At 64.8% G+C, this 22,236-nt stretch carries 22 protein-coding genes; 13 read left to right on the top strand and 9 right to left on the bottom strand.

Annotation, left to right across the window (positions count from 1 at the left end; translation table 11 throughout):
• Positions 1-3: 3 nt before the first annotated feature.
• Together H7993_RS15510 and H7993_RS15505 are read left to right on the top strand one after the other, a co-directional pair.
• Positions 4-1,329, top strand: a complete 1,326-nt coding sequence (locus H7993_RS15510) for a S41 family peptidase (protein WP_122480492.1) — start codon at positions 4-6, stop codon at positions 1,327-1,329.
• A 1-nt stretch (position 1,330) separates the two neighbouring features.
• Entirely contained in the window at positions 1,331-2,086 is a 756-nt protein-coding gene (locus tag H7993_RS15505; protein ID WP_185794917.1) for a divergent polysaccharide deacetylase family protein, read from the top strand.
• A gap of 34 nt (positions 2,087-2,120) precedes the next feature.
• Here H7993_RS15505 and H7993_RS15500 read toward each other — a convergent pair whose 3' ends face one another.
• The 7 genes from H7993_RS15500 to H7993_RS15470 all read right to left on the bottom strand — a co-directional run bounded on the left by H7993_RS15500 (position 2,121) and on the right by H7993_RS15470 (position 10,964).
• Complete coding sequence (locus H7993_RS15500) at positions 2,121-2,879, bottom strand: substrate-binding periplasmic protein (RefSeq protein ID WP_185794916.1); 759 nt, start codon at positions 2,877-2,879, stop codon at positions 2,121-2,123.
• A gap of 86 nt (positions 2,880-2,965) precedes the next feature.
• Complete coding sequence (locus H7993_RS15495) at positions 2,966-3,421, bottom strand: chemotaxis protein CheW (protein WP_122714520.1); 456 nt, start codon at positions 3,419-3,421, stop codon at positions 2,966-2,968.
• Positions 3,414-7,487, bottom strand: a complete 4,074-nt coding sequence (locus H7993_RS15490) for a hybrid sensor histidine kinase/response regulator (protein WP_185794915.1) — start codon at positions 7,485-7,487, stop codon at positions 3,414-3,416. The genes H7993_RS15495 and H7993_RS15490 overlap by 8 nt, the downstream gene beginning before the upstream one ends.
• Before the next feature lie 2 nt (positions 7,488-7,489).
• Positions 7,490-9,547, bottom strand: coding sequence for a methyl-accepting chemotaxis protein (locus H7993_RS15485; protein WP_122480497.1), 2,058 nt, complete (start codon positions 9,545-9,547; stop codon positions 7,490-7,492).
• A 58-nt stretch (positions 9,548-9,605) separates the two neighbouring features.
• A complete protein-coding gene (locus tag H7993_RS15480) occupies positions 9,606-10,145 on the bottom strand; it encodes a chemotaxis protein CheW (protein WP_185794914.1) in 540 nt (179 codons plus the stop codon).
• A gap of 9 nt (positions 10,146-10,154) precedes the next feature.
• Entirely contained in the window at positions 10,155-10,520 is a 366-nt protein-coding gene (gene pilH / locus H7993_RS15475) for a twitching motility response regulator PilH (RefSeq protein WP_122480669.1), read from the bottom strand.
• A 54-nt stretch (positions 10,521-10,574) separates the two neighbouring features.
• Positions 10,575-10,964 (bottom strand): response regulator, encoded by a 390-nt coding sequence (locus H7993_RS15470; RefSeq protein ID WP_122714517.1) that lies wholly within the window; start codon positions 10,962-10,964, stop codon positions 10,575-10,577.
• Between the two features lie 192 nt (positions 10,965-11,156).
• On the opposite strand from H7993_RS15470, the gene gshB reads away from it, so the two are divergent.
• The 7 genes from gshB to H7993_RS15435 all read left to right on the top strand — a co-directional run bounded on the left by gshB (position 11,157) and on the right by H7993_RS15435 (position 17,196).
• Positions 11,157-12,110, top strand: a complete 954-nt coding sequence (gene gshB / locus H7993_RS15465; protein WP_122795940.1) for a glutathione synthase — start codon at positions 11,157-11,159, stop codon at positions 12,108-12,110.
• Positions 12,111-12,199: 89 nt separating this feature from the next.
• Complete coding sequence (locus H7993_RS15460) at positions 12,200-13,105, top strand: energy transducer TonB (protein ID WP_122480501.1); 906 nt, start codon at positions 12,200-12,202, stop codon at positions 13,103-13,105.
• 61 nt (positions 13,106-13,166) lie between these two features.
• Positions 13,167-13,736 (top strand): YqgE/AlgH family protein, encoded by a 570-nt coding sequence (locus H7993_RS15455; protein ID WP_185794913.1) that lies wholly within the window; start codon positions 13,167-13,169, stop codon positions 13,734-13,736.
• Complete coding sequence (ruvX, locus tag H7993_RS15450) at positions 13,736-14,176, top strand: Holliday junction resolvase RuvX (RefSeq protein WP_122714513.1); 441 nt, start codon at positions 13,736-13,738, stop codon at positions 14,174-14,176. The genes H7993_RS15455 and ruvX overlap by 1 nt, the downstream gene beginning before the upstream one ends.
• 217 nt (positions 14,177-14,393) lie before the next feature.
• Positions 14,394-14,912, top strand: a complete 519-nt coding sequence (gene pyrR, locus H7993_RS15445; RefSeq protein ID WP_185794912.1) for a bifunctional pyr operon transcriptional regulator/uracil phosphoribosyltransferase PyrR — start codon at positions 14,394-14,396, stop codon at positions 14,910-14,912.
• An 11-nt stretch (positions 14,913-14,923) separates the two neighbouring features.
• The gene (locus H7993_RS15440) at positions 14,924-15,928 is read left to right on the top strand and encodes an aspartate carbamoyltransferase catalytic subunit (protein ID WP_122480505.1); all 1,005 of its coding nucleotides are present in this window, start codon (positions 14,924-14,926) and stop codon (positions 15,926-15,928) included.
• Positions 15,925-17,196 carry a dihydroorotase gene (locus H7993_RS15435; RefSeq protein ID WP_185794911.1) on the top strand — a complete coding sequence of 424 codons (1,272 nt, stop codon included), beginning with the start codon at positions 15,925-15,927 and terminating at the stop codon, positions 17,194-17,196. The genes H7993_RS15440 and H7993_RS15435 overlap by 4 nt, the downstream gene beginning before the upstream one ends.
• 211 nt (positions 17,197-17,407) lie before the next feature.
• On the opposite strand, the gene H7993_RS15430 is transcribed toward H7993_RS15435, so the two are convergent.
• Positions 17,408-17,815 (bottom strand): NINE protein, encoded by a 408-nt coding sequence (locus H7993_RS15430; RefSeq protein ID WP_122480507.1) that lies wholly within the window; start codon positions 17,813-17,815, stop codon positions 17,408-17,410.
• Positions 17,816-18,064: 249 nt separating this feature from the next.
• On the opposite strand from H7993_RS15430, the gene H7993_RS15425 reads away from it, so the two are divergent.
• Complete coding sequence (locus tag H7993_RS15425; RefSeq protein ID WP_122480508.1) at positions 18,065-18,700, top strand: C40 family peptidase; 636 nt, start codon at positions 18,065-18,067, stop codon at positions 18,698-18,700.
• A gap of 226 nt (positions 18,701-18,926) precedes the next feature.
• On the opposite strand, the gene H7993_RS15420 is transcribed toward H7993_RS15425, so the two are convergent.
• Positions 18,927-19,961: a type IV pilus twitching motility protein PilT gene (locus H7993_RS15420; RefSeq protein ID WP_122480509.1), complete on the bottom strand. Its 1,035-nt coding sequence runs from the start codon at positions 19,959-19,961 to the stop codon at positions 18,927-18,929.
• Between the two features lie 66 nt (positions 19,962-20,027).
• Between H7993_RS15420 and H7993_RS15415 the strand changes: the two genes are divergently transcribed.
• From H7993_RS15415 to H7993_RS15405, 3 genes are read left to right on the top strand one after another with little or no spacing between them, the layout of a single operon-like run.
• On the top strand, positions 20,028-20,768 hold the full coding sequence (locus tag H7993_RS15415; protein WP_185794910.1) for a YggS family pyridoxal phosphate-dependent enzyme: 741 nt from the start codon (positions 20,028-20,030) through the stop codon (positions 20,766-20,768).
• Positions 20,765-21,586 (top strand): pyrroline-5-carboxylate reductase, encoded by an 822-nt coding sequence (proC, locus tag H7993_RS15410; RefSeq protein WP_185794909.1) that lies wholly within the window; start codon positions 20,765-20,767, stop codon positions 21,584-21,586. The genes H7993_RS15415 and proC overlap by 4 nt, the downstream gene beginning before the upstream one ends.
• A 21-nt stretch (positions 21,587-21,607) precedes the next feature.
• Positions 21,608-22,198, top strand: a complete 591-nt coding sequence (locus H7993_RS15405) for a YggT family protein (RefSeq protein ID WP_122480512.1) — start codon at positions 21,608-21,610, stop codon at positions 22,196-22,198.
• The last annotated feature ends 38 nt before the right edge of the window (positions 22,199-22,236 follow it).

Genomic DNA, 22,236 nt, shown 5'->3' with positions numbered 1-22,236 from the left:
GACATGCCGCATCTGTCCCGCCTTACCTCGCTGGCCCTGACGATCGCCGTGGCCTGTGCTGCCCCGGCAGTGATCGCCGCCGATCTGGCTCCCCAGCCTGCCCGGTCGGTCGGCACGGCTCCGGCCGCCGCACCGTTGCCGCTGGACGAGCTGCGGACCTTCGCCGAGGTGATGGACCGCATCAAGGCGGCCTATGTCGAGCCTGTGGATGACAAGACGCTGCTGGAGAATGCCATCAAGGGCATGCTCAGCAACCTCGACCCCCACTCTGCCTACCTGGGCCCCGAGGACTTCCAGGAGCTGCAGGAAAGCACCAGTGGCGAGTTCGGCGGCCTGGGTATCGAGGTGGGCAGCGAGAACGGCATGATCAAGGTGGTTTCGCCCATCGACGACACGCCAGCCTCCAAGGCCGGCATCGAAGCCGGCGACCTGATCGTCAAGATCAACAACCAGCCCACCCAGGGCCTGAGCATGACCGAGGCCGTCGATCTGATGCGCGGCAAGCTCGGCGAGAAAATCACCCTGACCCTGGTGCGCGACGGCGGTACGCCGTTCGACGTGACCCTGGCCCGCGCCACTATCCAGGTCAAGAGCGTCAAGGCGCAGTTGCTGGAGAACGGTTATGGCTATTTGCGCATCACCCAGTTCCAGGTGAAAACCGGCGAAGAAGTCGGCAAGGCCCTGGCAAAGCTGCGCAAGGACAACAACGGCAAGCTCAAGGGCCTGATTCTGGACCTGCGCAACAACCCCGGCGGCGTACTGCAAAGCGCCGTGGAGGTGGCCGACCACTTCCTCACCAAGGGCTTGATCGTCTACACCAAGGGCCGCATCGCCAACTCGGAACTGCGCTTCTCGGCAGACCCTGCCGATGCCAGCGAACGGGTGCCTTTGGTGGTGCTGATCAACGGCGGCAGCGCCTCGGCGGCAGAAATCGTCGCCGGCGCACTGCAGGACCACAAGCGCGGCATCCTCATGGGCACCGACAGCTTCGGCAAGGGCTCGGTGCAGACCGTGCTGCCGCTCAACAACGATCGCGCCCTGAAGATCACCACGGCGTTGTACTACACGCCCAATGGCCGCTCGATCCAGGCCCAGGGCATCATCCCGGATGTCGAGGTACGTCAGGGCAAAGTCACCCGCGATGCCGACACCGAAAGTTTCAAGGAAGCCGACCTGCAGGGTCACCTGGGCAACGGCAACGGCGGCGCCGATCGACCTTCGGGCAAGCCGGTGATCGGCGCCCGCAAGGCCCGGCCACAGGACGACGACTTCCAGATCAGCCAGGCGCTCAGCCTGCTCAAGGGCCTGAGCGTGACGCGCGGCAACTGACATGCGCCGCATCCTGTTGGTGGCCGTACTGTTGCTGACTGCCGGCCCGGTCTTCGCCGGGCCGGCGTACCTGAGCCTGATCATCGATGACCTGGGCCAGTCCCCGGCTCGCGACAGCCGCACCCTGGCTCTGCCCGGCCCAGTGACGCTGGCAATCATGCCGGATACCCCCCATGCCGCAGACTTTGCCCGCCAAGCGCACAAGGCCGGCAAGACCGTGATGGTGCACATGCCCATGGATCCTGCGACCGGCCCGTTCGCCTGGCGACCCGACATGCCTGCCAGTGAGCTACTCGCGCGCCTGCAGGCCGCGCTGCGCGCCGTGCCGTATGCCGCCGGTTTGAACAACCACGAAGGCAGCCGCATGACCTCGCAGCCCGAGGCCATGGCCCTGTTGATGAACGAACTGCAGCAGCACGGCATGTTCTTCGTCGACAGCCGCACCAGCGCCGCCACCGTTGCCGCCGCCAAAGCCCAGGGCATCGGCCTGGCCAGCCTCTCCCGGGACGTCTTCCTGGATGACACGCGCACTGTCGAGGCCATCGCCGGCCAGCTGGAAAAGGCCATAGCCCTGGCGCACAAGCAGGGCACGGTGGTGATCATCGGCCACCCCTATCCACAGACCCTGGAAGTGCTGGAGCGCGAACTACCGCGCTTGAAGGCCAGGGGAGTGGAGTGGATACCGGTCCGGCAGATGATCGGCGAGCGCGGCAACCGCGCCACGGCCGCCCATGGCAAGGGCGGGATCTACCACTGATTCGCCATTGCCCTGTTTCATGGAGTGCCGTGTCTCATAGATAGTCGGCAAATACCCGATCGACAAAGCCGTCGCGGCGCATCTCATCGAGTGATCGTTGCAGACGCTCGACCACCGCCTGCGGTGTGTCCTTGTTCAGCGCCAGAAACAGCTCGGCGCTGTTGAAGCGCAGCACGGTCTTGAGCCCGTTGATCCCTTCCAGACGTGCCAGATAGCGGCCAGCCGGATCGCCCGTGGCCCACAGGTCGATCTGGCCATCCAGCAACTTGCGTGCGTTGTCCTGGTCGCGCAGGGCGACGATCGGGCGCATGTCACGCTCGGCAAGGCTCTGCGCAATGGCATCGCCCTTGTAGGCGCCGATCCGGTAGGGCCGGGCCTGGTCGAGGGTTTGCAGGGTGATCGGGCTGTCCGCACGGGCCAGCATGATCCAGTCATCCGGACCCAGTGGGCCAACCCATTTGAAGGCCTGTTCGCGCTCGGGCAGGCGCGCGGTGACGAACACCCCATAGCCGGCATTGCTCAGGGCCAGCTTGTAGATACGGTCCCAGGGAAACCGCAGGGTCATGCTGTAGGGGATGTCCGCCCGGCGGAACATTTCGCGCACGAGTTCCGCTGCGATGCCGCGGATGTTCTCTTCCTGGGCGAAGTTCTTGTCGTTGCTGGCCATGTTGTAGGGTGGAAAGTTTTCGGTCAGCAAGACTATCGAATAGCCTGCCGGGACCTCGGCGCGCACGGGGCTGCCACTGAGCAGCGCAGCACAGAAGGCAAAGGCGAGAAAAGTGCGGTCGAGCATTACGAGGTCCCTGCAGCAAAGGCAACGTCAGAGTGCCGGTCAGGCCGACGGCTGTAAAGCCCTGCGACGATTACGTGACAAGGTGTCTACACCGCGCTGTGCAGCAGATTTTCCAAGGCTGTGAGGTCCGGCACCCGCGCTACGGTTTCGCCGACCTGCACCGCCGCCATTTCCAGCGGCTTGAGCGGCACGTCAACGTAGCTGAGCTGGCTGTCGACCCGGCACGAGCGAGGCACGTGCTGGATCAGTACGGCAATGAAACGCGTCGAGGTTTCACCCAGTGCATTGAGCACGACGATACGGGCGCGCTCGCCGATCACCGCTTCGCCGCCGCTGGCCGCTTCGAAGCTGACCAGCGGCAGGCGCAGGTTGCGCCACTCGATCATTCCCAGGTGCCAGCGCGCGGCGCCCAGCACCGGTTCACCGGGCAGATAGTCGATCAGCTCGGCCACCGCCACGTTGGGCAGCAACAGGCTTCGATCGGCCAGGGGCAGCACCAGCGCGGTAAGGCTGTCGCGGCGGCCGATCGCCCGATCAAGCATGGACCTGGCCCCAGCGTTCGATGCATTCCAGCAACTGGCTCTCCTGATAAGGCTTGCCCAGGTACTCGTTGACGCCAATGGCCATCGCCCGCTCGCGATGCTTTTGCCCCGTACGTGAGGTGATCATGATGACGGGAAGGTCCTTGAGCGTGGGATGCTGGCGGATGCGCCGGGCGACCTCGAAACCGTCCATGCGCGGCATCTCGATGTCCAGCAGGAGAATATCGGGGCTGTGTTCCTGCAACAGCGCCATGGCGTCGACCCCATCCTTGGCGGTCAGCACCTGCATGCCATGACGCTCGAGCAAGCGACTGGTGACCTTGCGCACGGTCACCGAGTCGTCGACCACCAGGACTTGCAGGCGCCGTACCTGCGCACCGTGCTGATAACCGGCGCGAGCCACGGCCACACCCTGACGGGCCCGCAGCTGAGCCAGCAGGTCGAGGATCAGCACCACGCTGCCATCGCCCAGGATGGTCGCGCCGCCCAGGCCCGGCACGGCCGCGAACTGGCTTCCCAGGCTTTTCACCACGATTTCGCGGGAGCCGGCCAAGGCATCGACCTGCACCGCCACCTGCTGATCGAACGCGCGCACCAGCAGCACGGGCAACGGTTGGCTCTGCGCCGTCAGCGAGGGGACGGCGAGGCCATGCAGCAGGGTGCCCAGGTAGCGCAGGTCATACACCCGCCCGGCGTAGCCGTAGCGCGGTGGGGCAGACTGATAGGCATCGTGCAGCTCGCCTGGCATGACCCGCACGATCCCCTCGATGCTGTTCAGGGGAATCGCATACTGCTCTTCGCCACACTGCACCATCAGGGCGCGGTTGACCGACACGGTGAACGGCAGGCGAATCTGGAACCGCGCACCTTGCCCCGGCCGCGAGTCGATACTCATGGCGCCGCCCAGCTGCTTGACCTCTTCGTGGACCACGTCCATGCCCAGGCCACGGCCGGAGATCTGCGTCACCTTGGTGGCGGTGGAGAAGCCAGGCTGGAGGATGAATTGCAGCACGTCGTGGTCGCTGAGGTCGCTGTGCGGATCCAGCAAACCACGCTTGATGGCCTTGGCGCGCACCGCTTGCAGGGGCACCCCGGCACCGTCGTCACTCATTTCGATGACGATGTCGCCGCCTTGGTGCAGCAAGGCCAGACGAATGTGCCCCACCGCCGGCTTGCCCGCAGCCAGGCGCTGCTCGATCGGCTCCAGGCCATGATCGACGGCATTGCGCAGCATGTGTTCGAGCGGCGCGATCATGCGTTCCAGCACGCTGCGGTCCATCTCGCCCTGGGCCTGGCTGACTTCGAACTCGACCTCCTTGCCCAGCGCTTCGGCCACCTGGCGCACTACACGCTGCAGGCGCGGCAGCAGGCGCTCGAACGGCACCATGCGCGTGCGCATCAAGCCCTCCTGCAATTGGCTGTCGACGCGCGCCTGTTGCTGCAGCAACGTCTGTGCTTCCAGGTTGCGGCCGGCCAGGGTTTCCTTCAGATCGAGCAGGTCCGAGGCCGATTCGAACAGGGCCCGCGACAGCTGCTGCAGGTGTGAATGACGGTCCATTTCCAGTGGGTCGAAGTCTTCGTAACCCTGCCCATCGACCTGCTGACGGCTGAGGATGCGGCCTTGAGTTTCGGTATCGAGGCGGCGCAGCTGATCGCGCATGCGCTCGATGGTGGTTTCCATTTCCTGCAGCGCCGCCTGGGCGTCATTGACCTGCTGCTCGATGCGTCCGCGAAAGATTGCAGTTTCCCCCGCCAGGTTGCCCAATTCATCGAGCAGCTCGGCGCCGACCTTGATCACATCGACGGGACCGCGTTCGGCGGCCACCGGTTCGGCAATGGCGGGCTTGGCCGAAGCAGCTGGCCCGGCGGGCCCGGCTGGCTCACTGCCGGCGGCGAATTCGGCGATCGCGGCAATCAGCTTTCCGGCGGCTGGCAACGCCTGCCGCGAGCGGACCGCGTCGAGCATCTGGGCCAGGCGGTCGTGACCCTTGTGGAGCAGGCCAAACAGTTGGCTGGAAGCCTGCAGCTGGCCCTGGGAAATGCGTTCGTACACCGATTCCAGCTCGTGGGCCAGGTCGCCCAGCGGACCGATCTCCACCATCCGTGCGCCGCCCTTGAGCGTGTGCAGGTCGCGCAGCAGGTTTTCCGCTTCGAGATGGTTGCCCGGTTCGGCCTGCCAGCGCACCAGTGCCGCGCCTGCGCTCTCGACGATGTCCAATCCCTCTTCGATGAAGATACCCAGCAATTCACCGTCGGCGTCGTCCACCTGCTCGATTCCAGGCTCCGATGGACCCGGACGCGGCGGGGGCTGGGATGCCCCCTCGTAGCCGGGTTCGCTCAGCCAGCGCCGCTGGGTCTGCTCGATGGATTCCTCGGTGAATGACCCTTCATCCTCGGCATCCGCCGCAGCGGCGTTGCCAAGCAGGGTAAGATCGATCACCGCGCCGCCTTCGCGCTGCACCACACCCATGGCGTGCGGGGCCAGGGCACCCTGCAACAGTGCCCGCAAGGCACGCACGTGGGTGGGCTGGGCCTTGACCTCTTGCCCGGCCGCCAATTGATCGAGCATGCCGATCATGGCTTCCTGGGCCTGTTCGGCCTGCTGGAAAAAATCCGTGCTGACACTCAGGCTGCTTTCTTCGACCGCGCCATACAGATCGAGCAGCGCCTCGCACAGCTCGTCGAGCGCCTGCACGTCCGTCAGTTGCGCCTGTTCGCCCAGCAGGGTCAGCTGGTCGAGCAGCCGTGGCAACTCCACACGGCTGGCCGGCGTCTGTTGCCAGCGCTGCAGCAAGCGCTCGGCATCGAGCAGGATATCCATGCCCTCGTCGAGCAACCGCTCGATCAGTTGCGGCGCCTGGACCTGCCGGGCATCGCCCAGCGTCTGTACGCCCTGCAGGCGTTCGGTGGTGTGTTCCTGTACCTGCCGGATCAGCTCGCCGGCACCTGGAATGGGCGTCAGCGGCTGCGCAGGCAATTGCAGCAGCTTCTGCCGCATCAGATAGTGGGCATCGCCCAGCAGGCCCAGCGTTCGGGCCTGGAACGGCAGCCGGTGGGCACGCAGCTCGCGGGCCATGACGTCGAAGGCCGTGGCCAGTTCGGCCAGCGGCGTGACACCGGCCACCAGCGCGCTGCCCTTGAGCGTGTGCAGGGCACGCTGCAATTCGTCGGTGACGGCGACGTCGTTGCCCTGCTCGTCCAGGGCGAGAAATCGCTCCACGGCGCTCAGGTGGCTCAAGGCCTCGCTGTGGAAGATCTCCAGCAATTGGGTATCCACGGGTTCGGGCTCCGGGCCCGTCGCGGCATGCGCCTCGCCGTGTGGGTCTGTTGGCGCAGCCGCTGCCAGGCCAGCCTCGGCCACCGCCAGCAGGCTCTCATGGGCAAGCTGCGGTGCTTCGCTGGTGCGCTGCAGGTAATGCTCGACCGCCGCGAGTGCAGCCGTCACCTGCTCCAGGGGCACAGGTACCGATGCCGTCGGCTCGTCCAACAGGTGCGCTTGAACGGCGTCATTGCAGCCTTGCAGCACCGCGGCGGCCCTGGGCAACGGCAGCATGACCAGCGCACCGCGCAGCTGGGTGAGCAGCGGCACCAAGGTGCGCAGCCGTTGCCGGTCCCAGCGGCCGTCGCTGGAATCGGCCAGTATGTCCCTGGCCTCCTGCAGGCCGAAGCGGGTTTCGCGCATCACCAGTTGGCGAATCTGCACCAGGTCGGTGCTGGACGTCTGCTGCTCATCGCGCCCCGGCGTATCGCTGGGTCCCGCCATGCCCGCCAGCGTGGCTTCGACATAGAGCAATGCCCCGGCGACGTCCATCAACACGGCATCGTTGGGCTCGCGGGTCCCCTGCACCAGGCTCTGGATCACCGCCAACTGGTCGATGATGACCTTGCGCGGCTGGCCGAAACCGAGCACAGCCAGGGCATCGGCAATCTGTCGCAACGATGCCGTCAGGCCGTTCAACTCCTGGGTGTACTCGCGACCACCGCGCACGAACAGGTCCAGCTGCTCCTTGACCTTGAGCAACTCCTCGCACAACGCGGGAAGTACGTATTCGTGCCGTTCAGCCATGATCACTCCGCAGTTGCATCGGCACTGGGCGCCGGCAAGGTGAAACCGGACACCGAACGGCGCATCTCGCTGGCCATCTGCGCCAGATTGCCGATGCTTTCAGCCGTTGCACTGGAGCCTGAAGAGGTCTGCTCGGTGATCTGCTGGATCACCGACATGGTGTGCGAGATCTGTCCTGCCGAACTGGTCTGCTGCTGGGCAGCGCTGGAAATCACCTGGATCAGCTCGGCCAGATCCTGCGACACGCCCTCGATCTCTTCCAGGGCGATCCCGGCGTCGTGAGCCAGGCGCGCACCGCGCACCACTTCGAACGTGGTCTGTTCCATGGAGATCACTGCCTCGTTGGTGTCGGCCTGGATCGCCCGCACCAGCGTCTCGATCTGCCGGGTAGCCGATGACGAGCGCTCGGCCAGGCGTTGCACTTCGTCGGCGACCACGGCAAAGCCACGCCCGGCCTCGCCAGCCATGGAGGCCTGGATAGCCGCGTTCAGGGCAAGGATGCTGGTCTGGTCGGCAATGTCGTCGATCAGGCTGACGATGTGGCCGATTTCCTGGGACGATTCGCCCAGCCGCTTGAGGCGCTTGGCGGTGTCCTGGATCTGCTCGCGAATGTTGTCCATGCCCTGGATGGTGTTGTTCACCACCTCGCTGCCCTTGTTGGCGATGGTCACCGAACGATCCGCAACCTTGGCCGACTCCCAGGCGTTCGTCGACACCCGGTCGATCGACTGGGCCATGTCGCTGATCGCCACCGATGCGTCACTGATCTGCTGCGCCTGATGCCCCGAGGCCCGCGCCAACTGGTGAGCAGTGGCCTGGGTGTCCTGCACGGCCGTAGCGACCTCTTCGGCGGTGAGGTTGATGGTGGCCACCAGATCGCGCAACTGGTCGATGGAATGATTGATCGAATCGGCGATGGCACCGGTGAATTCCTCGGTCACCGAGGCGGTCACGGTCAGGTCGCCATCGGCCAACCCACCGATCTCATCGAGCAGGCGCATGATCGCCGCCTGGTTGCGCTCGCTTTTCTCTGCGGTCTGGCGTAGTTGCCGTTTGGTTTCGCGCACCATCACCAGGGCGATCAGAATGATCGAAGCCAGCGCCGCCAGGCCCAGCACATAGCCACCGACGGTACCAGCGGAACGCCCGCTGGCCAGGTTCTCGAAGCCGCTGGCCAGGCGCGAGGCTTCTTCCAGAAGGGTCTGCGACTGATTGAAGATATTGCTGGCCGAGGCCCGCACCTGAAACAGTTCGGGCGAGGTTTCCAGGATCTCGTCGACGCTGCCCGAGACGAACTGGAACAGCTCGGCGATCTCGCGCAAGCGCGCGCGTGCCTCCGGATCTTGTACCTGGGTCACCCGGATCAGCGCATCGCCGTCGAGCATGCCGCCCAGCACCTGGCCGAAACGGTTGGCGTCGCGGCCGAAGCTCTCCGCAGCCTGGGCCGCGCTTTCGTCGCCGGACAGCACCGTGTTGACGGCGCCCAGAATGCGCTCGGCGAGCAACGACTGTCGCTGGGCCACGGCGACCTGGCTGGCAGGCGCGGCACCGCGCAGCAGCGTGTCGACGACCTTGTCGTACTCGACCTGCAGTTGCGGCACGGTTTCGGCCAGGGTCGCAGCCACCTGGTGCAGCGACAGCACCGTCTGCTCGCTGGCCAGGATCGCATCGGAATTGTGGCGCAACTCGTCCCAGTCGCGCTGCACCAGGCGCATCTGTTCGCGCATCGCCGCGGGGGCCGCAGGCAGCCCGGTGGCGCTGTCGCCCTCCTTGAGAAAACCCCAGCGGCGCTCGAAATCGTTGCGCGCATCGGCCAGCAACTTGAACGCTGCAGCCTTGCCAGCCGCCGCTTCGGTGGCGTTCTTGGCGATGCGCTGCGACAGCACGCGCAATTCGCCGGCATGGCCGATGTACTGCTTGTCGTAGGTGGATTGGGTGTTGAGGTAGGTGAAATTGGCGAACAGCAGAACGATGAAGATCACCAACGCCACGAACAGGCCGATGATCTGCGCGCCGGCTCGGGAGCCCAACAGAGAGTTGCCTGGCCAGCGCTTGGTCATGATGTGGGCCCGTGTAGGGCGAGTCTGCTGGGGGAAGTACGGATACGCATAGGCATGCTCAGAGTGCTACATCCAGGAAAGCGGGGGCCTGTACCAGCCGGGCCGGGCTGAACACGCACCAGGGGTGTTCACGCAGGAAGTGGCCCTGCAGGAACGGCGCGGCGGCAGCCAGCGCCATTTCGGGCAATGATGCCTGGTGGTTGGCCGAGCTGAAATGCTGCAGACCTGCGACCTCGTCCACCAGCAGGCCGACGAAGATGTCCGCTCGGTCCACCACCAGCACCCGGTGCTGTTTGCGCTGCGGCGACAGGCCATGGCCGAAGAATCCGCCCAGGTCGATGACCGGCAACAGCCGCCCGCGCAGGTTCGACACGCCCACGACCCAGGGCCTGACCCCCGGCAGCCGCGTGCTGCGTGGCTCGGGCAGCACTTCGGCGACCTCGCCCATGGGCGCGACGTACCAGTGCCCAGCCAGACGAAAACCGATGCCGCTCCAGGTCTGCAGGCGCAGTTCCTGCGAGGGCAGCTCGGCGGCCAGCAGGCGACAACGCTGGTCGATGTCGAGCAGCAGGTCGAAGGCGGTGCGTGACTCCAGCATCGGCGTGGGTCAACCGGCCAGGACGGTGTTCAACGTCTGGATCAAGGTGTCCTCGTCCACCGGCTTGGTCAGGTAGCCCTTGGCCCCCTGGCGAGTGCCCCAGACCTTGTCGGTTTCCTGATCCTTGGTGGTGATCATGATCACCGGAATGTGCGCGGTCTCTTCGTCCTTGTGCAACTGGCGGGTCGCCTGGAAGCCGTTCAAGCCGGGCATGACGATGTCCATGAGGACGGCGTCGGGCTTCTCCTGGCGGGCCAGGGCCACACCATCGGCACCGTTCTGGGCCTTGAGCACTTCATGACCGTGCCGTTCCAGCATGCCGGTGAGTTTGTAGGTTTCCGTCTGCGAATCATCGACGATCAGGATTCGAGCCATGCTGTTCCCCATGCGGTAAAGGCCCTGGCACGCGCCAGGGCTGGACAACGTTCGCTACGCGGCGAAACCCGGCACATGGGTGCGGATCGCGGCGAGCAGTTCTTGCTTGCTGAAGGGCTTGGTCAAAAATTGATCCGAGCCGACACTGCGGCCGCGAGCCTTGTCGAACAGGCCATCGCGCGACGACAACATCACCACCGGAATGGCGCTGAAGGCGCTGTTGCTCTTGAGCAGCGCGCAGGTCTGGTAGCCATCCAGGCGCGGCATCATGACATCAATGAAGATGATATCGGGACGTTCGTCGACGATCTTGGCCAGGGCATCGAAGCCATCGAGTGCGGTGATCACTTGGCAGCCTGCCTGTTCGAGCAACAGTTCGGCGCTGCGACGAATCGTCTTGGAGTCGTCGATCACCATGATCTTGAAGGCTTCGGACGTTTTCATGGAGGCTCTGATGTGCGCTTGCCCCGACGGGCGCCTTCGCGGGCAATAAAGAAGTCCGAGCCTTTTTAGCACACTCTCCAACAGCGTTCCATCGGCCGCTGCCCCTTGACCTGCGGGCCATGCGGCGCCACCCTGACGCCACTTTCCAAGACCCATTCGCAAGCGGCACGTCCCGCGTACAGGAGCTACCCCATGAGCGTTCGCCTCGGCATTGTCATGGACCCGATCGCCAACATCTCCTACAAGAAGGACAGCTCGCTGGCCATGCTGCTGGCAGCCCAGGCACGCGGTTGGTCGCTGTTCCACATGGAAATCCAGGACCTGTATCAAGGCCAGGGCCAGGCCCGCGCGCGGATGCGTCCGCTCAAGGTCTTCGCCGACCCGCAGCACTGGTTCGAGTTCGAGTCGGAATTCGACGCGCCGCTGGCCGATCTCGACGTCATCCTGATGCGCAAGGACCCACCCTTCGACCTCGAATTCGTCTACAGCACCTACCTGCTCGAACAGGCCGAGGCCGCGGGCGTACTGGTGGTGAACAAGCCGCAGAGCCTGCGCGACTGCAATGAAAAGATGTTCGCCACGCTGTTCCCGCAACTGACCCCGCCCACGCTGGTCAGCCGTCGGGCCGACATCCTGCGCGAGTTCGCCGCCGAACATGGCGACGTCATTCTCAAGCCGCTGGACGGCATGGGCGGCACCTCGATCTTCCGCCATCGGGTGGGCGATCCGAACCTGTCGGTCATCCTCGAAACGCTGACGGCCATGGGTACCCAGCAGATCATGGCGCAGCGCTACCTGCCGGCGATCAAGGACGGCGACAAACGCATCCTGATGATCGACGGCGAGCCGGTGCCCTACTGCCTGGCGCGTATTCCCGCCAGCGGCGAGACTCGCGGCAACCTGGCAGCCGGGGGGCGTGGCGAAGCGCGTCCGCTGAGCGACAAGGACCGCTGGATCGCCGAACAGGTCGGCCCGTCGCTGCGCGCCCGGGGCCTGTTGTTCGTCGGCCTGGACGTGATCGGCGAGCACCTCACCGAGATCAACGTCACCAGCCCGACCTGCATCCGCGAAATCGACGCCGCATTCGGCACCGACATCGGCGGCCAATTGATGGACGCCATCGATCGCAAGCTCAAGGCACGCTGACCCTACGCCCCTGCTCCGGGTTATGATGCACGCCCTTTCAGTTGCCGGGCGCGCATCGCCGCCCGGGTTGCACGCCTGCCGGATTCTTCATGACGCTGCCCGCCGACCTCCCTGCTGAACTGACCCGCATCGGCGCCCGCCCTGCGGATCGGCTGGGTTTTACCCTGTTCCTCGCCGCGCTGCTGCACGTCGCCCTGATCGTCGGCGTGGGCTTCGGCACGCAGCCGCCTACCCAGATCAGCAAGACCCTGGAAGTGACCCTGGCACCGCTCAAGAGCCAGACCGCGCCCAAGGATGCGGATTTTCTTGCCCAGGACAACCAGCAAGGCAGCGGCACCCTGGACAAGAAGGCCGTGCCCAAGACCACTGAAGTCGCGCCCTTCCAGGACAGCAAGATCAACAAGGTGACGCCACCGCCTGCGCCCAAGCCGGTCACCCAGCCCGAGCCTGCACCGCTGAAGAAGGCCATCGCCACCACGGCCCCCCGGCCGGTGAAGACCGAGGCACGACCGCCACCGGTCAAGCCCGACCCCAAGCCAAAGGCCGTTACCCCGGAATTCGACAGCTCGCAGCTGTCCAGCGAGATCGCCAGCCTGGAAGCCGAGCTGTCCCACGAGCAGCAGGCCTACGCCAAGCGTCCGCGCATCCACCGTTTGAGCGCGGCCTCGACCATGCGCGACAAGGGTGCCTGGTACAAGGATGACTGGCGCAAGAAAGTCGAACGCATCGGCAACCTCAATTACCCCGACGAGGCACGCCGCCAGCAGATCTACGGCAGCCTGCGGCTGATGGTGTCGATCAACAGCGACGGCTCGCTCTACGAGGTGTTGGTGCTCGAATCGTCCGGCCAGCCGCTGCTCGATCAGGCGGCCCAGCGCATCGTGCGCCTGGCCGCGCCGTTCGCGCCTTTCACCGGCGATCTGGCCGACGTCGACCGCCTGGAGATCATCCGTACCTGGCGCTTCGCCAAGGGCGATCGCCTGCAGAGCAATTGAGACACATGAAACTGCGCCTGCAAGCTTGTCAGGCTGGCAGGCCGACGCCACACTACAGGTCATGAAAAACGTCGAAACGAGCTACCTCAGGAACCAGTTCCTGATCGCCATGCCGCACATGGCGGACCCCAATTTTGCCCATACCTTGACCTACATCGTCGAGCACACGCCCAATGGCGCGATGGGCCTGGTGGTCAACCGCCTGCAGGACCTGAACCTGGCCGACATACTCGAGCAGTTGCGGCCGGACACCGAACCACCGGCTTCCTGCCAGCAGGTGCCCATCTACAACGGCGGGCCGGTGCAGACCGACCGCGGCTTCGTTCTGCACCCCAGCGGCCCGGTGTTCCAGGCCACGGTCGAGCTGGGCGAGGTCTCGCTGTCCACCTCCCAGGACATCCTGTTCGCCATCGCCGATGGCGCGGGTCCCGAGCAAAGCCTGATCACCTTGGGCTACGCCGGCTGGGAAGCCGGTCAGCTGGAAGCCGAACTGGCCGACAATGCCTGGCTGACCTGCCCTTTCGATGCCGATATCCTGTTCAATACCGACAGCGACCAGCGCCTCGGCGCGGCGGCGGCACGCCTGGGCATCAACCTCAGCCTGCTGACCAGCCAGGCGGGCCACGCCTGATGAGCGCACCCAGACTGCTGCTCGGCGTGGATTACGGCACCAAGCAGATCGGCTTCGCGGTCGGCCAGGTGATCACCGGCCAGGCCCGTGAACTGTGTACCCTCAAGGCCCAGAACGGCGTGCCCGACTGGACCCGCGTCGAAGCGCTGATCAAGGAATGGCAGCCGGACGCCATCGTCGTCGGCCTGCCGCTGAACATGGACGGCAGCCCCAGCGAAATGAGCGAGCGGGCAGAAAAGTTCGCCCGCCGCCTGAACGGCCGCTTCAACATCCCGGTGCACACCCACGATGAACGACTGACCACCTTCGAGGCCAAGGGCGAGCGCATGGCCCGTGGCGGGCAGCGCGGCAGCTACCGCGACAACCCGGTCGACGCCATCGCTGCCAAGCTGCTGTTGCAGGGCTGGCTGGAGGCCAACGCGCTGGGTGACAACGCCTGAAGATGACAGCCGCCGCACCCCAGCCCCCTGTAGCAGCGGCGCAAGCCGCGTCCGGCCCCGACGCATTTTTCCAGATACACCGCCCGTCCGGCCTCGACGCATTCTTCCAGATACACCGCACGACCGCCGACGCGGCTCGCGCCGCTGCTACAGGTGCGGTGCAAGCCGCGCCACGTTGCACCCCTCTCTTCGGACGATCTCAACCACAGGAGCACACATGAGCCTTCCCAACCCGGCCGAGCTGATCGGCGCGATGGCTGTCGACCTCAAGGCCCATCTGGCCAAGCGCTCCATTGCCGAGCCGCGCTACATCGGCATTCACAGCGGCGGTGTCTGGGTCGCTCAGGCGTTGCTGCAAGCCATGGACAGCAAGGCTGCGCTGGGCACCCTGGACGTGTCGTTCTACCGCGACGACTTCAGCCAGAACGGCCTGCACCCGCAAGTGCGCCCCTCGGCCCTGCCCTTCGAGATCGAGGGCCAGCATCTGGTGCTGATCGACGACGTGCTGATGAGTGGCCGCACCGTCCGCGCCGCCCTCAATGAACTGTTCGACTACGGCCGCCCTGCCAGCGTGACCTTGGTGTGCCTGCTCGACCTGGACGCCGGCGAGCTGCCGATTCGCCCCGACATCGTCGGTGCCACCCTGTCGCTGGCTGCCCATGAACGGGTAAAATTGCTCGGCCCGTCCCCGCTCGCCCTCGAGCGCCAGGACCTCGTTTCCGCCTCCAGCCTTTAAGAGCCCCCGCCATGACGCCTATCGACGCCAAGCGCCCGCTGCAGCTCAATGACCAGGGCCAGCTACGCCATTTTCTTTCCCTCGACGGCTTGTCCCGCGAACTACTGACCGAAGTGCTCGATACCGCTGATTCGTTCCTTGAAGTCGGCGCCCGTGCGGTCAAGAAAGTCCCGTTGCTGCGCGGCAAGACCGTGTGCAACGTGTTCTTCGAAAACTCCACGCGCACGCGCACCACCTTCGAGCTCGCCGCCCAGCGCCTGTCGGCCGACGTCATCACCCTGAACGTGTCGACCTCCTCGACCAGCAAGGGTGAAACCCTGTTCGACACCCTGCGCAACCTCGAAGCGATGGCCGCCGACATGTTCGTCGTGCGCCACGCCGACTCCGGGGCCGCGCACTTCATCGCCGAGCACGTCAGCCCGGAAGTGGCCATCATCAACGGTGGCGATGGCCGCCATGCCCACCCGACCCAGGGCATGCTCGACATGCTCACGATTCGCCGCCACAAAGGCGGCTTCGAGAACCTGTCGGTAGCGATCGTCGGCGACATCCTGCACTCGCGGGTAGCGCGCTCGAACATGATCGCCCTCAAGACCCTGGGCTGCCCGGACATCCGCGTGATCGGCCCGAAGACGCTGCTGCCCATCGGCGTCGAGCAGTATGGCGTCAAGGTGTTTACCGACCTGGAGCAGGGCCTCAAGGATGTCGATGTGGTGATCATGCTGCGCCTGCAGCGTGAACGCATGACCGGTGGCCTGCTGCCCAGCGAAGGCGAGTTCTATCGCCTCTACGGTTTGACCACCGCGCGCCTGGCTGGCGCCAAGCCCGATGCCATCGTCATGCACCCAGGGCCGATCAACCGTGGCGTCGAGATCGAATCGGCCGTCGCCGACGGACCCCATTCGGTAATTCTCAACCAGGTCACCTACGGCATCGCAGTCCGCATGGCGGTGTTGTCGATGGCCATGAGCGGGCAGACGGCCCAGCGTCAATTCGAGCAGGAGAGCGTCCAGTGAGCCTCAGTATTATCGGTGCACGGGTGATCGACCCCGCCAGTGGTCTGGACCAGATCAGCGACCTGCATATCAGCCAGGGGCGAATCGTGGCCATCGGCGATGCGCCCGCCGATTTCACCGCCAGCCAGCGCCTGGACGCCAGCGGCCTGGTGGCAGCGCCCGGCCTGGTCGACCTCAGCGTGTCGCTGCGCGAGCCCGGCTACAGCCGCAAGGGCACCATCGCCAGTGAAACCCGTGCCGCAGCTGCCGGTGGCGTCACCAGCCTGTGCTGCCCGCCGCTGACCAAGCCGATCCTCGATACCTCGGCAGTGGCCGAGCTGATCCTGGATCGCGCCCGCGAGGCTGGGCATGCCAAGGTGTTTCCGATCGGCGCGTTGAGCAAGGGCCTGGAAGGCGAGCAACTGGCGGAACTGATCGCCTTGCGCGATGCCGGCTGCATTGCCTTCGGCAACGGCCTGAACAGCTTCGGCAACCACCGGACGCTGTGTCGTGCGCTTGAGTACGCCGCAACGTTCGACCTGACGGTGATCTTCCATTCCCAGGACCGCGACCTGTCCGCCGGCGGGCTCGCCCACGACGGCCCTACGGCCAGCTTCCTTGGCCTGGCAGGCATTCCGGAAACGGCTGAAACCGTCGCCCTTGCACGTGACTTGCTGCTGGTCGAACAAAGCGGGGTGCGTGCGCACTTCAGCCAATTGACCACCGCACGTGGCGTCGAGCTGATCGAACAGGCGCAGGCCCGCGGCCTGCCGGTCACGGCGGACGTGGCGCTGTACCAGTTGATTCTGACCGACGAGGCGCTGACCGGATTTTCCAGCCTGTATCACGTGCAACCGCCGCTGCGCTCGGCGGCGGATCGGGAAGGCTTGCGTGCAGCGGTGAAGAAGGGCGTGGTGCAGGCCATTGCCAGCCATCACCAGCCCCACGACCGTGATGCCAAACTGGCCCCGTTCGGTGCGACCGAGCCGGGTATCAGCAGTGTCGAGCTGCTATTGCCGTTGGCCCTGACCCTGGTGCAGGACGGCTTGCTCGACCTGCCGACCTTGCTCGCGCGCCTGGGCCAGGGCCCGGCCGAGGCCATGCGTTTGCCGGCAGGCCGCTTGCAGGTGGGCGCGGCGGCGGATCTGGTGCTGTTCGATGAAGGCGTCTCGACGGTGGCCGGCGAGCGCTGGTTGTCCAAGGGGGCCAACTGCCCGTTCCTCGGTCACACGTTGCCGGGCGCCGTGCGTTACACCTTGGTGGATGGGCATATCAGCTTCACTGGCTGATCCCCCCCGCTCCTACAGACGACACCATCCCTGTAGGAGCGGTCAGCGGCCGCGAAGGCCTCACTGTGGTCTGCCTGATGCACCGCACCCACTTCTTCGCGGGCAGAGCCCGCTCCCACAAACGACCATCCCCGTAGGAGCGGTCAGCGGCCGCGAAGGCCTCGCTGCGGTCTGCCTGACACAGCGCAGCCGGGGCTGCAGCCTGAACGACCTACCCGCGCTGCGCGTTCTTCATCGACACCTGATCATTCAGCGTCCAGAAGTCATACAGCACTCCCACCAAGAACAACCCCCCAGTCAGCAGGTAGATCACCCCGGTGATCCACTTGCCCATATACATGCGGTGCACACCGAACAAACCGAGAAAAGTCAGCAGTACCCAGGCCACGTTGTAGTTGGTCTGGCCGCTGTGAAAGCGCATGTCGGCGTGCCGGTCCATGGCCGGAATCAGGAACAGGTCGATGAGCCAGCCAATGCCGAACAGCCCCAGGGTGAAAAACCAGATCGTCCCGGTCACCGGCTTGCCGTAGTAGAAGCGATGAGCACCGGTAAAGCCCAAAATCCACAACAGGTAGCCCATGACTTTGCTGTGGGTATCGTGGATCCGATAGCTGTTCATTGTTGATGTGCGCCCTCTGATATAAAAATTTTTTGAACGGATTTGTGACTTTTTTACCCCGTCCCGACGTATGGCATTTCTGTGACCGACATCGGCTGAACCCTTGCAGCACCTGAGTTGCGTGCCGCACAAAGGACAATTCTGCGCCCGATTGGTGCCATTTGCGACCTGCGTGCCTCGACCAGCGGATTAAAAACCACACAAAAAGCTGTTATAAAGTTGCGCGCCTACCCACATGAGCCCTGCCGAATGCGTCCATTTTTCAAGACATGGCTGACCATCTGCCTATTATTGCCCCTGGCCGCCCACGCCACCAATCGTGAGCAACGACTTCCCGCTGGCTTCAATGGCTACACCGCCCAGTCCGCTACCGAACAATCGCAACGCGCCCCACGCATCGTCGTGACCCGCCCCGCCAGCAACAACCAGGCCCTGGCCAAGGTTACCGCGGTCAAGGTCGGCAGCGCCTCGTCCAAGCAGAGCAGCGATGTGCTCAGCCGCGCGGTCAACGTGCTTGGCACCCCCTATCGCTGGGGCGGCAGCAGCCCGAGCAAGGGTTTCGACTGCAGTGGCCTGGTCAAGTATGCCTTCAACGACGTGAAAGCCGTTGATCTGCCGCGTACGTCCAACGCCATGGCTGCGGGCCACGGCGTCAAGGTTGAACGCAAGGACCTCAAGCCGGGTGACCTGGTGTTTTTCAACATCAAGAGCCGCAAGGTGAATCACGTCGCCATCTACCTGGGCAACGACCGCTTTATCCATGCCCCGCGTCGTGGCAAGGCCGTGACCATCGACACCTTGAAGAAACCGTACTGGAACACCCACTACGCCGTCGCCAAGCGCGTCCTGCCCAAAGAGCCCGCGCTGCGCATCGTCCAGCGCTAATCCCTCTTTCCGCGGCGCGCCCTTCGCGGCCACTGGCCGCTCCTACGGATGAGCGCAACTGTCTGTAGGAGCGGTCATCGGCCGCAACCCATTCACCGCAGGGCATCAGCCCGACCGCGGTGCGCCCTTCGCGGCCACTGGCCGCTCCTACGGATGACTGCCATTCTCTGTAGGAGCGGCCAGTGGCCGCGAAACGTACGCCACGGTGCAGCGGGATATGCACCGATCAGAAGTTGTCCGGGGACTTGGCCTTTTCGCGCGCCGAGTCGCGGCTGATGATGCCTTGGGCGAGCAGGTTCTTCAGGCACATGTCCAAGGTCTGCATGCCCAGCGACCCACCTGTCTGGATCGACGAGTACATCTGCGCGACCTTGTCTTCACGGATGAGATTACGAATCGCCGGGGTGCCGATCATGATCTCGTGCGCAGCCACCCGCCCGCCGCCAATCTTCTTCAGCAAGGTCTGGGAAATCACTGCCTGCAGCGATTCGGACAGCATTGAACGCACCATCGACTTTTCCTCTGCCGGAAACACATCGACCACCCGGTCGATGGTCTTCGCCGCCGACGTGGTATGCAGCGTGCCGAACACCAGGTGCCCGGTCTCGGCCGCCGTCAACGCCAGCCGAATGGTTTCCAGGTCGCGCATTTCGCCCACCAGGATCACGTCCGGGTCCTCACGCAACGCCGAGCGCAAGGCGTGGGAGAACCCCAAGGTGTCGCGGTGCACTTCACGCTGGTTGACCAGGCACTTCTTCGACTCGTGGACGAATTCGATCGGATCTTCCACGGTCAGGATGTGATGGTGCTTGTTGCTGTTGAGGTAATCGATCATCGCCGCCAGGGTAGTCGACTTGCCCGACCCGGTCGGCCCGGTGACCAGCACCAGCCCGCGCGGCACCTCGGTAATCTTGCGAAACACATCTCCCATGCCCAGGTCGTCCATGCTCAGCACCTTGGACGGAATGGTCCGAAACACTGCACCGGCACCGCGGTTCTGGTTGAACGCGTTGACCCGAAAGCGCGCCACACCGGGCACTTCGAAAGAAAAGTCGGTTTCCAGAAACTCCTCGAAGTCCTTGCGCTGCTTGTCGTTCATGATGTCGTAGATCAGCGCCTGGACCTGTTTGTCGTCCAGCGCCGGCAGGTTGATACGGCGCACGTCGCCATCCACCCGAATCATCGGCGGCAGGCCTGCGGACAGGTGCAGGTCGGATGCGCCTTGTTTCGCACTGAAGGCCAACAGCTCGGTAATGTCCATGAGACTCCCCAAATACAGACAAGCAGGTAGAATGCCGCAGACCTGAAACCCGCCGGCACGAATTCAATGTCCACGATAGCAGACAACATTTCGCAAGTGAGTGCCCGAATCGCAGCCGCTGTCCGACAGGCGCAACGCGAGCCCGGCCAAGTCGGCCTGCTCGCGGTCAGCAAGACCAAGCCTGCCGCCGCCATGCGCGAGGCATTCGCCGCCGGCATCCGTGACTTCGGCGAAAACTATCTGCAGGAAGCCCTGGGCAAACAGCTGGAACTCGCCGACCTGCCCTTGATCTGGCACTTCATCGGCCCCATTCAATCGAACAAGACGCGCGCAATCGCCGAACACTTCGACTGGGTACATTCCGTGGACCGCCTCAAGATCGCCCAACGGCTCAGCGAACAACGCCCGGCCGCGCTTGGCCCCCTGAACATCTGCATCCAGGTCAATGTCAGCGGCGAGGCCAGCAAGTCCGGCTGCGATCCCGACGACGTAGACACCCTGGCCAGCGCCATCGCCGCGCTGCCCAACCTGCGTCTGCGTGGCCTCATGGCCATACCGGAGCCCACCGATGACATCGCCCTGCAGAACGCTGCCTTTGCCCGCGTGCGTGCGCTGCAGCACGATCTGCCAATGCCGCTGGACACCTTGTCCATGGGCATGAGCCACGATCTGGAGGCAGCCATCGCCCAGGGCGCCACGTGGGTGCGCATCGGCACGGCGCTGTTCGGCGCGCGCAACTACGGCCAAGACACCTCCCCGGCGCACACCGCTGTGGCCTCCTCACCTCTGAGCAAGGATCCTTCATGAGCAACACTCGTATTGCCTTCATCGGCGCCGGCAACATGGCCGCCAGCCTGATCGGCGGCCTGCGCGCGCAGGGTGTCGAAGCCAGCCACATCCGCGCCAGCGACCGCGGCGCCGAACAGCGTGACAAGGTAGCGGCCGAACATGGCATCGAGGTGTTCGCCGACAACGCCGAGGCCATCGAGGGGGTCGACGTGGTGGTGCTGGCCGTGAAGCCGCAAGGCATGAAGGACGTGTGCCAATCGCTGGCACCGAGCCTGGCACCCGGTCAGTTGGTGGTCTCGATCGCCGCGGGCATCAACTGCGCGAGCCTGCAGGCGTGGCTCGGCGAGCAACAGCCGATCGTGCGCTGCATGCCCAACACTCCCGCGCTTTTGCGCCAGGGCACCAGCGGCCTGTACGCCACCGCCGACGTCAATGCCGAACAACGCCAGCAGGCCGAAGACTTGCTGGGCGCGGTCGGCCTGGCCCTTTGGCTGGATGAAGAACAGCAGCTGGATGCGGTCACCGCCGTGTCCGGCAGCGGCCCGGCCTACTTCTTTCTGTTGATAGAAGCCATGACCGCCGCCGGTGAAAAACTCGGACTGCCGCACGAGACGGCTGCCCGGCTGACCCTGCAGACCGCCCTGGGCGCCGCGCACATGGCCGTGGCCAGCGACGTCGACGCTGCCGAACTGCGTCGTCGCGTCACCTCACCCGCCGGTACCACCGAAGCGGCCATCAAGTCATTCCAGTCCGAAGGGTTCGAAACCCTGGTGCAGAACGCCCTGAACGCCGCCGCCCGGCGTTCGGCCGAGCTGGCCGAACAGCTGGGTCAATAACCAGGTCATCAAGGAGCTTTCATGTACGGTCTCAATACCGCGGCGATCTATGTCGTGCAAACCCTGGGCAGCCTGTATCTGTTGATCATGCTGCTGCGCTTCGTGCTGCAGCTGGTGCGTGCCGACTTCTACAATCCGCTGTGCCAGTTCATCGTGCGCGCCACGCAGCCGCTGCTAAAGCCGGTGCGGCGGATCATCCCCAGCCTGTTCGGGCTGGACATGTCCTCGCTGCTGCTGGCCATCGTCATCCAGATGATCATCATGGCGCTGACCTTGCTGCTCGCCTACGGCACCACCGGCAACCCCTTGCAGTTGCTGGTGTGGTCGATCATCGGGGTGACCGCGCTGTTCCTGAAGATCTTCTTCTTCGCCATGATCATCAGCGTGATCCTTTCCTGGGTCGCGCCGCAGAGCCACAACCCGGGTGCCGAGCTGGTCAACCAGATCTGCGAGCCGGCTCTGGCGCCGTTCCGGCGCATCCTGCCCAACCTGGGTGGCCTGGACATCTCGCCAATCCTGGCCTTCATGGTACTCAAGCTGCTGGACATGCTGGTCATCAACAACCTGGCCATGAGTACCGGCATGCCGCAGATCCTGCGCCTGCTGATCTGACCGCCGCATGCCGCCTGCGTGAAGGTCCCGATGGGCTT

The organism is Pseudomonas baltica, assembly GCF_014235765.1.
Lineage (GTDB): Bacteria > Pseudomonadota > Gammaproteobacteria > Pseudomonadales > Pseudomonadaceae > Aquipseudomonas > Aquipseudomonas baltica.
The sequence above is the reverse complement of the archived record's forward strand: the minus strand, read 5'-3'. Positions and strand labels throughout refer to the sequence as shown.

What these genes read in the sequence shown, in the direction of transcription:
- H7993_RS15510 (WP_122480492.1), top strand. Translation starts at nt 4, where the DNA reads ATGCCGCATCTGTCCCGCCTTACCTCGCTGGCCCTGACGATCGCCGTG.
- H7993_RS15505 (WP_185794917.1), top strand. Translation starts at nt 1,331, where the DNA reads ATGCGCCGCATCCTGTTGGTGGCCGTACTGTTGCTGACTGCCGGCCCG.
- H7993_RS15500 (WP_185794916.1), bottom strand. Translation starts at nt 2,879, where the DNA reads ATGCTCGACCGCACTTTTCTCGCCTTTGCCTTCTGTGCTGCGCTGCTC.
- H7993_RS15495 (WP_122714520.1), bottom strand. Translation starts at nt 3,421, where the DNA reads ATGCTTGATCGGGCGATCGGCCGCCGCGACAGCCTTACCGCGCTGGTG.
- H7993_RS15490 (WP_185794915.1), bottom strand. Translation starts at nt 7,487, where the DNA reads ATGGCTGAACGGCACGAATACGTACTTCCCGCGTTGTGCGAGGAGTTG.
- H7993_RS15485 (WP_122480497.1), bottom strand. Translation starts at nt 9,547, where the DNA reads ATGACCAAGCGCTGGCCAGGCAACTCTCTGTTGGGCTCCCGAGCCGGC.
- H7993_RS15480 (WP_185794914.1), bottom strand. Translation starts at nt 10,145, where the DNA reads ATGCTGGAGTCACGCACCGCCTTCGACCTGCTGCTCGACATCGACCAG.
- pilH (WP_122480669.1), bottom strand. Translation starts at nt 10,520, where the DNA reads ATGGCTCGAATCCTGATCGTCGATGATTCGCAGACGGAAACCTACAAA.
- H7993_RS15470 (WP_122714517.1), bottom strand. Translation starts at nt 10,964, where the DNA reads ATGAAAACGTCCGAAGCCTTCAAGATCATGGTGATCGACGACTCCAAG.
- gshB (WP_122795940.1), top strand. Translation starts at nt 11,157, where the DNA reads ATGAGCGTTCGCCTCGGCATTGTCATGGACCCGATCGCCAACATCTCC.
- H7993_RS15460 (WP_122480501.1), top strand. Translation starts at nt 12,200, where the DNA reads ATGACGCTGCCCGCCGACCTCCCTGCTGAACTGACCCGCATCGGCGCC.
- H7993_RS15455 (WP_185794913.1), top strand. Translation starts at nt 13,167, where the DNA reads ATGAAAAACGTCGAAACGAGCTACCTCAGGAACCAGTTCCTGATCGCC.
- ruvX (WP_122714513.1), top strand. Translation starts at nt 13,736, where the DNA reads ATGAGCGCACCCAGACTGCTGCTCGGCGTGGATTACGGCACCAAGCAG.
- pyrR (WP_185794912.1), top strand. Translation starts at nt 14,394, where the DNA reads ATGAGCCTTCCCAACCCGGCCGAGCTGATCGGCGCGATGGCTGTCGAC.
- H7993_RS15440 (WP_122480505.1), top strand. Translation starts at nt 14,924, where the DNA reads ATGACGCCTATCGACGCCAAGCGCCCGCTGCAGCTCAATGACCAGGGC.
- H7993_RS15430 (WP_122480507.1), bottom strand. Translation starts at nt 17,815, where the DNA reads ATGAACAGCTATCGGATCCACGATACCCACAGCAAAGTCATGGGCTAC.
- H7993_RS15425 (WP_122480508.1), top strand. Translation starts at nt 18,065, where the DNA reads ATGCGTCCATTTTTCAAGACATGGCTGACCATCTGCCTATTATTGCCC.
- H7993_RS15420 (WP_122480509.1), bottom strand. Translation starts at nt 19,961, where the DNA reads ATGGACATTACCGAGCTGTTGGCCTTCAGTGCGAAACAAGGCGCATCC.
- H7993_RS15415 (WP_185794910.1), top strand. Translation starts at nt 20,028, where the DNA reads ATGTCCACGATAGCAGACAACATTTCGCAAGTGAGTGCCCGAATCGCA.
- proC (WP_185794909.1), top strand. Translation starts at nt 20,765, where the DNA reads ATGAGCAACACTCGTATTGCCTTCATCGGCGCCGGCAACATGGCCGCC.
- H7993_RS15405 (WP_122480512.1), top strand. Translation starts at nt 21,608, where the DNA reads ATGTACGGTCTCAATACCGCGGCGATCTATGTCGTGCAAACCCTGGGC.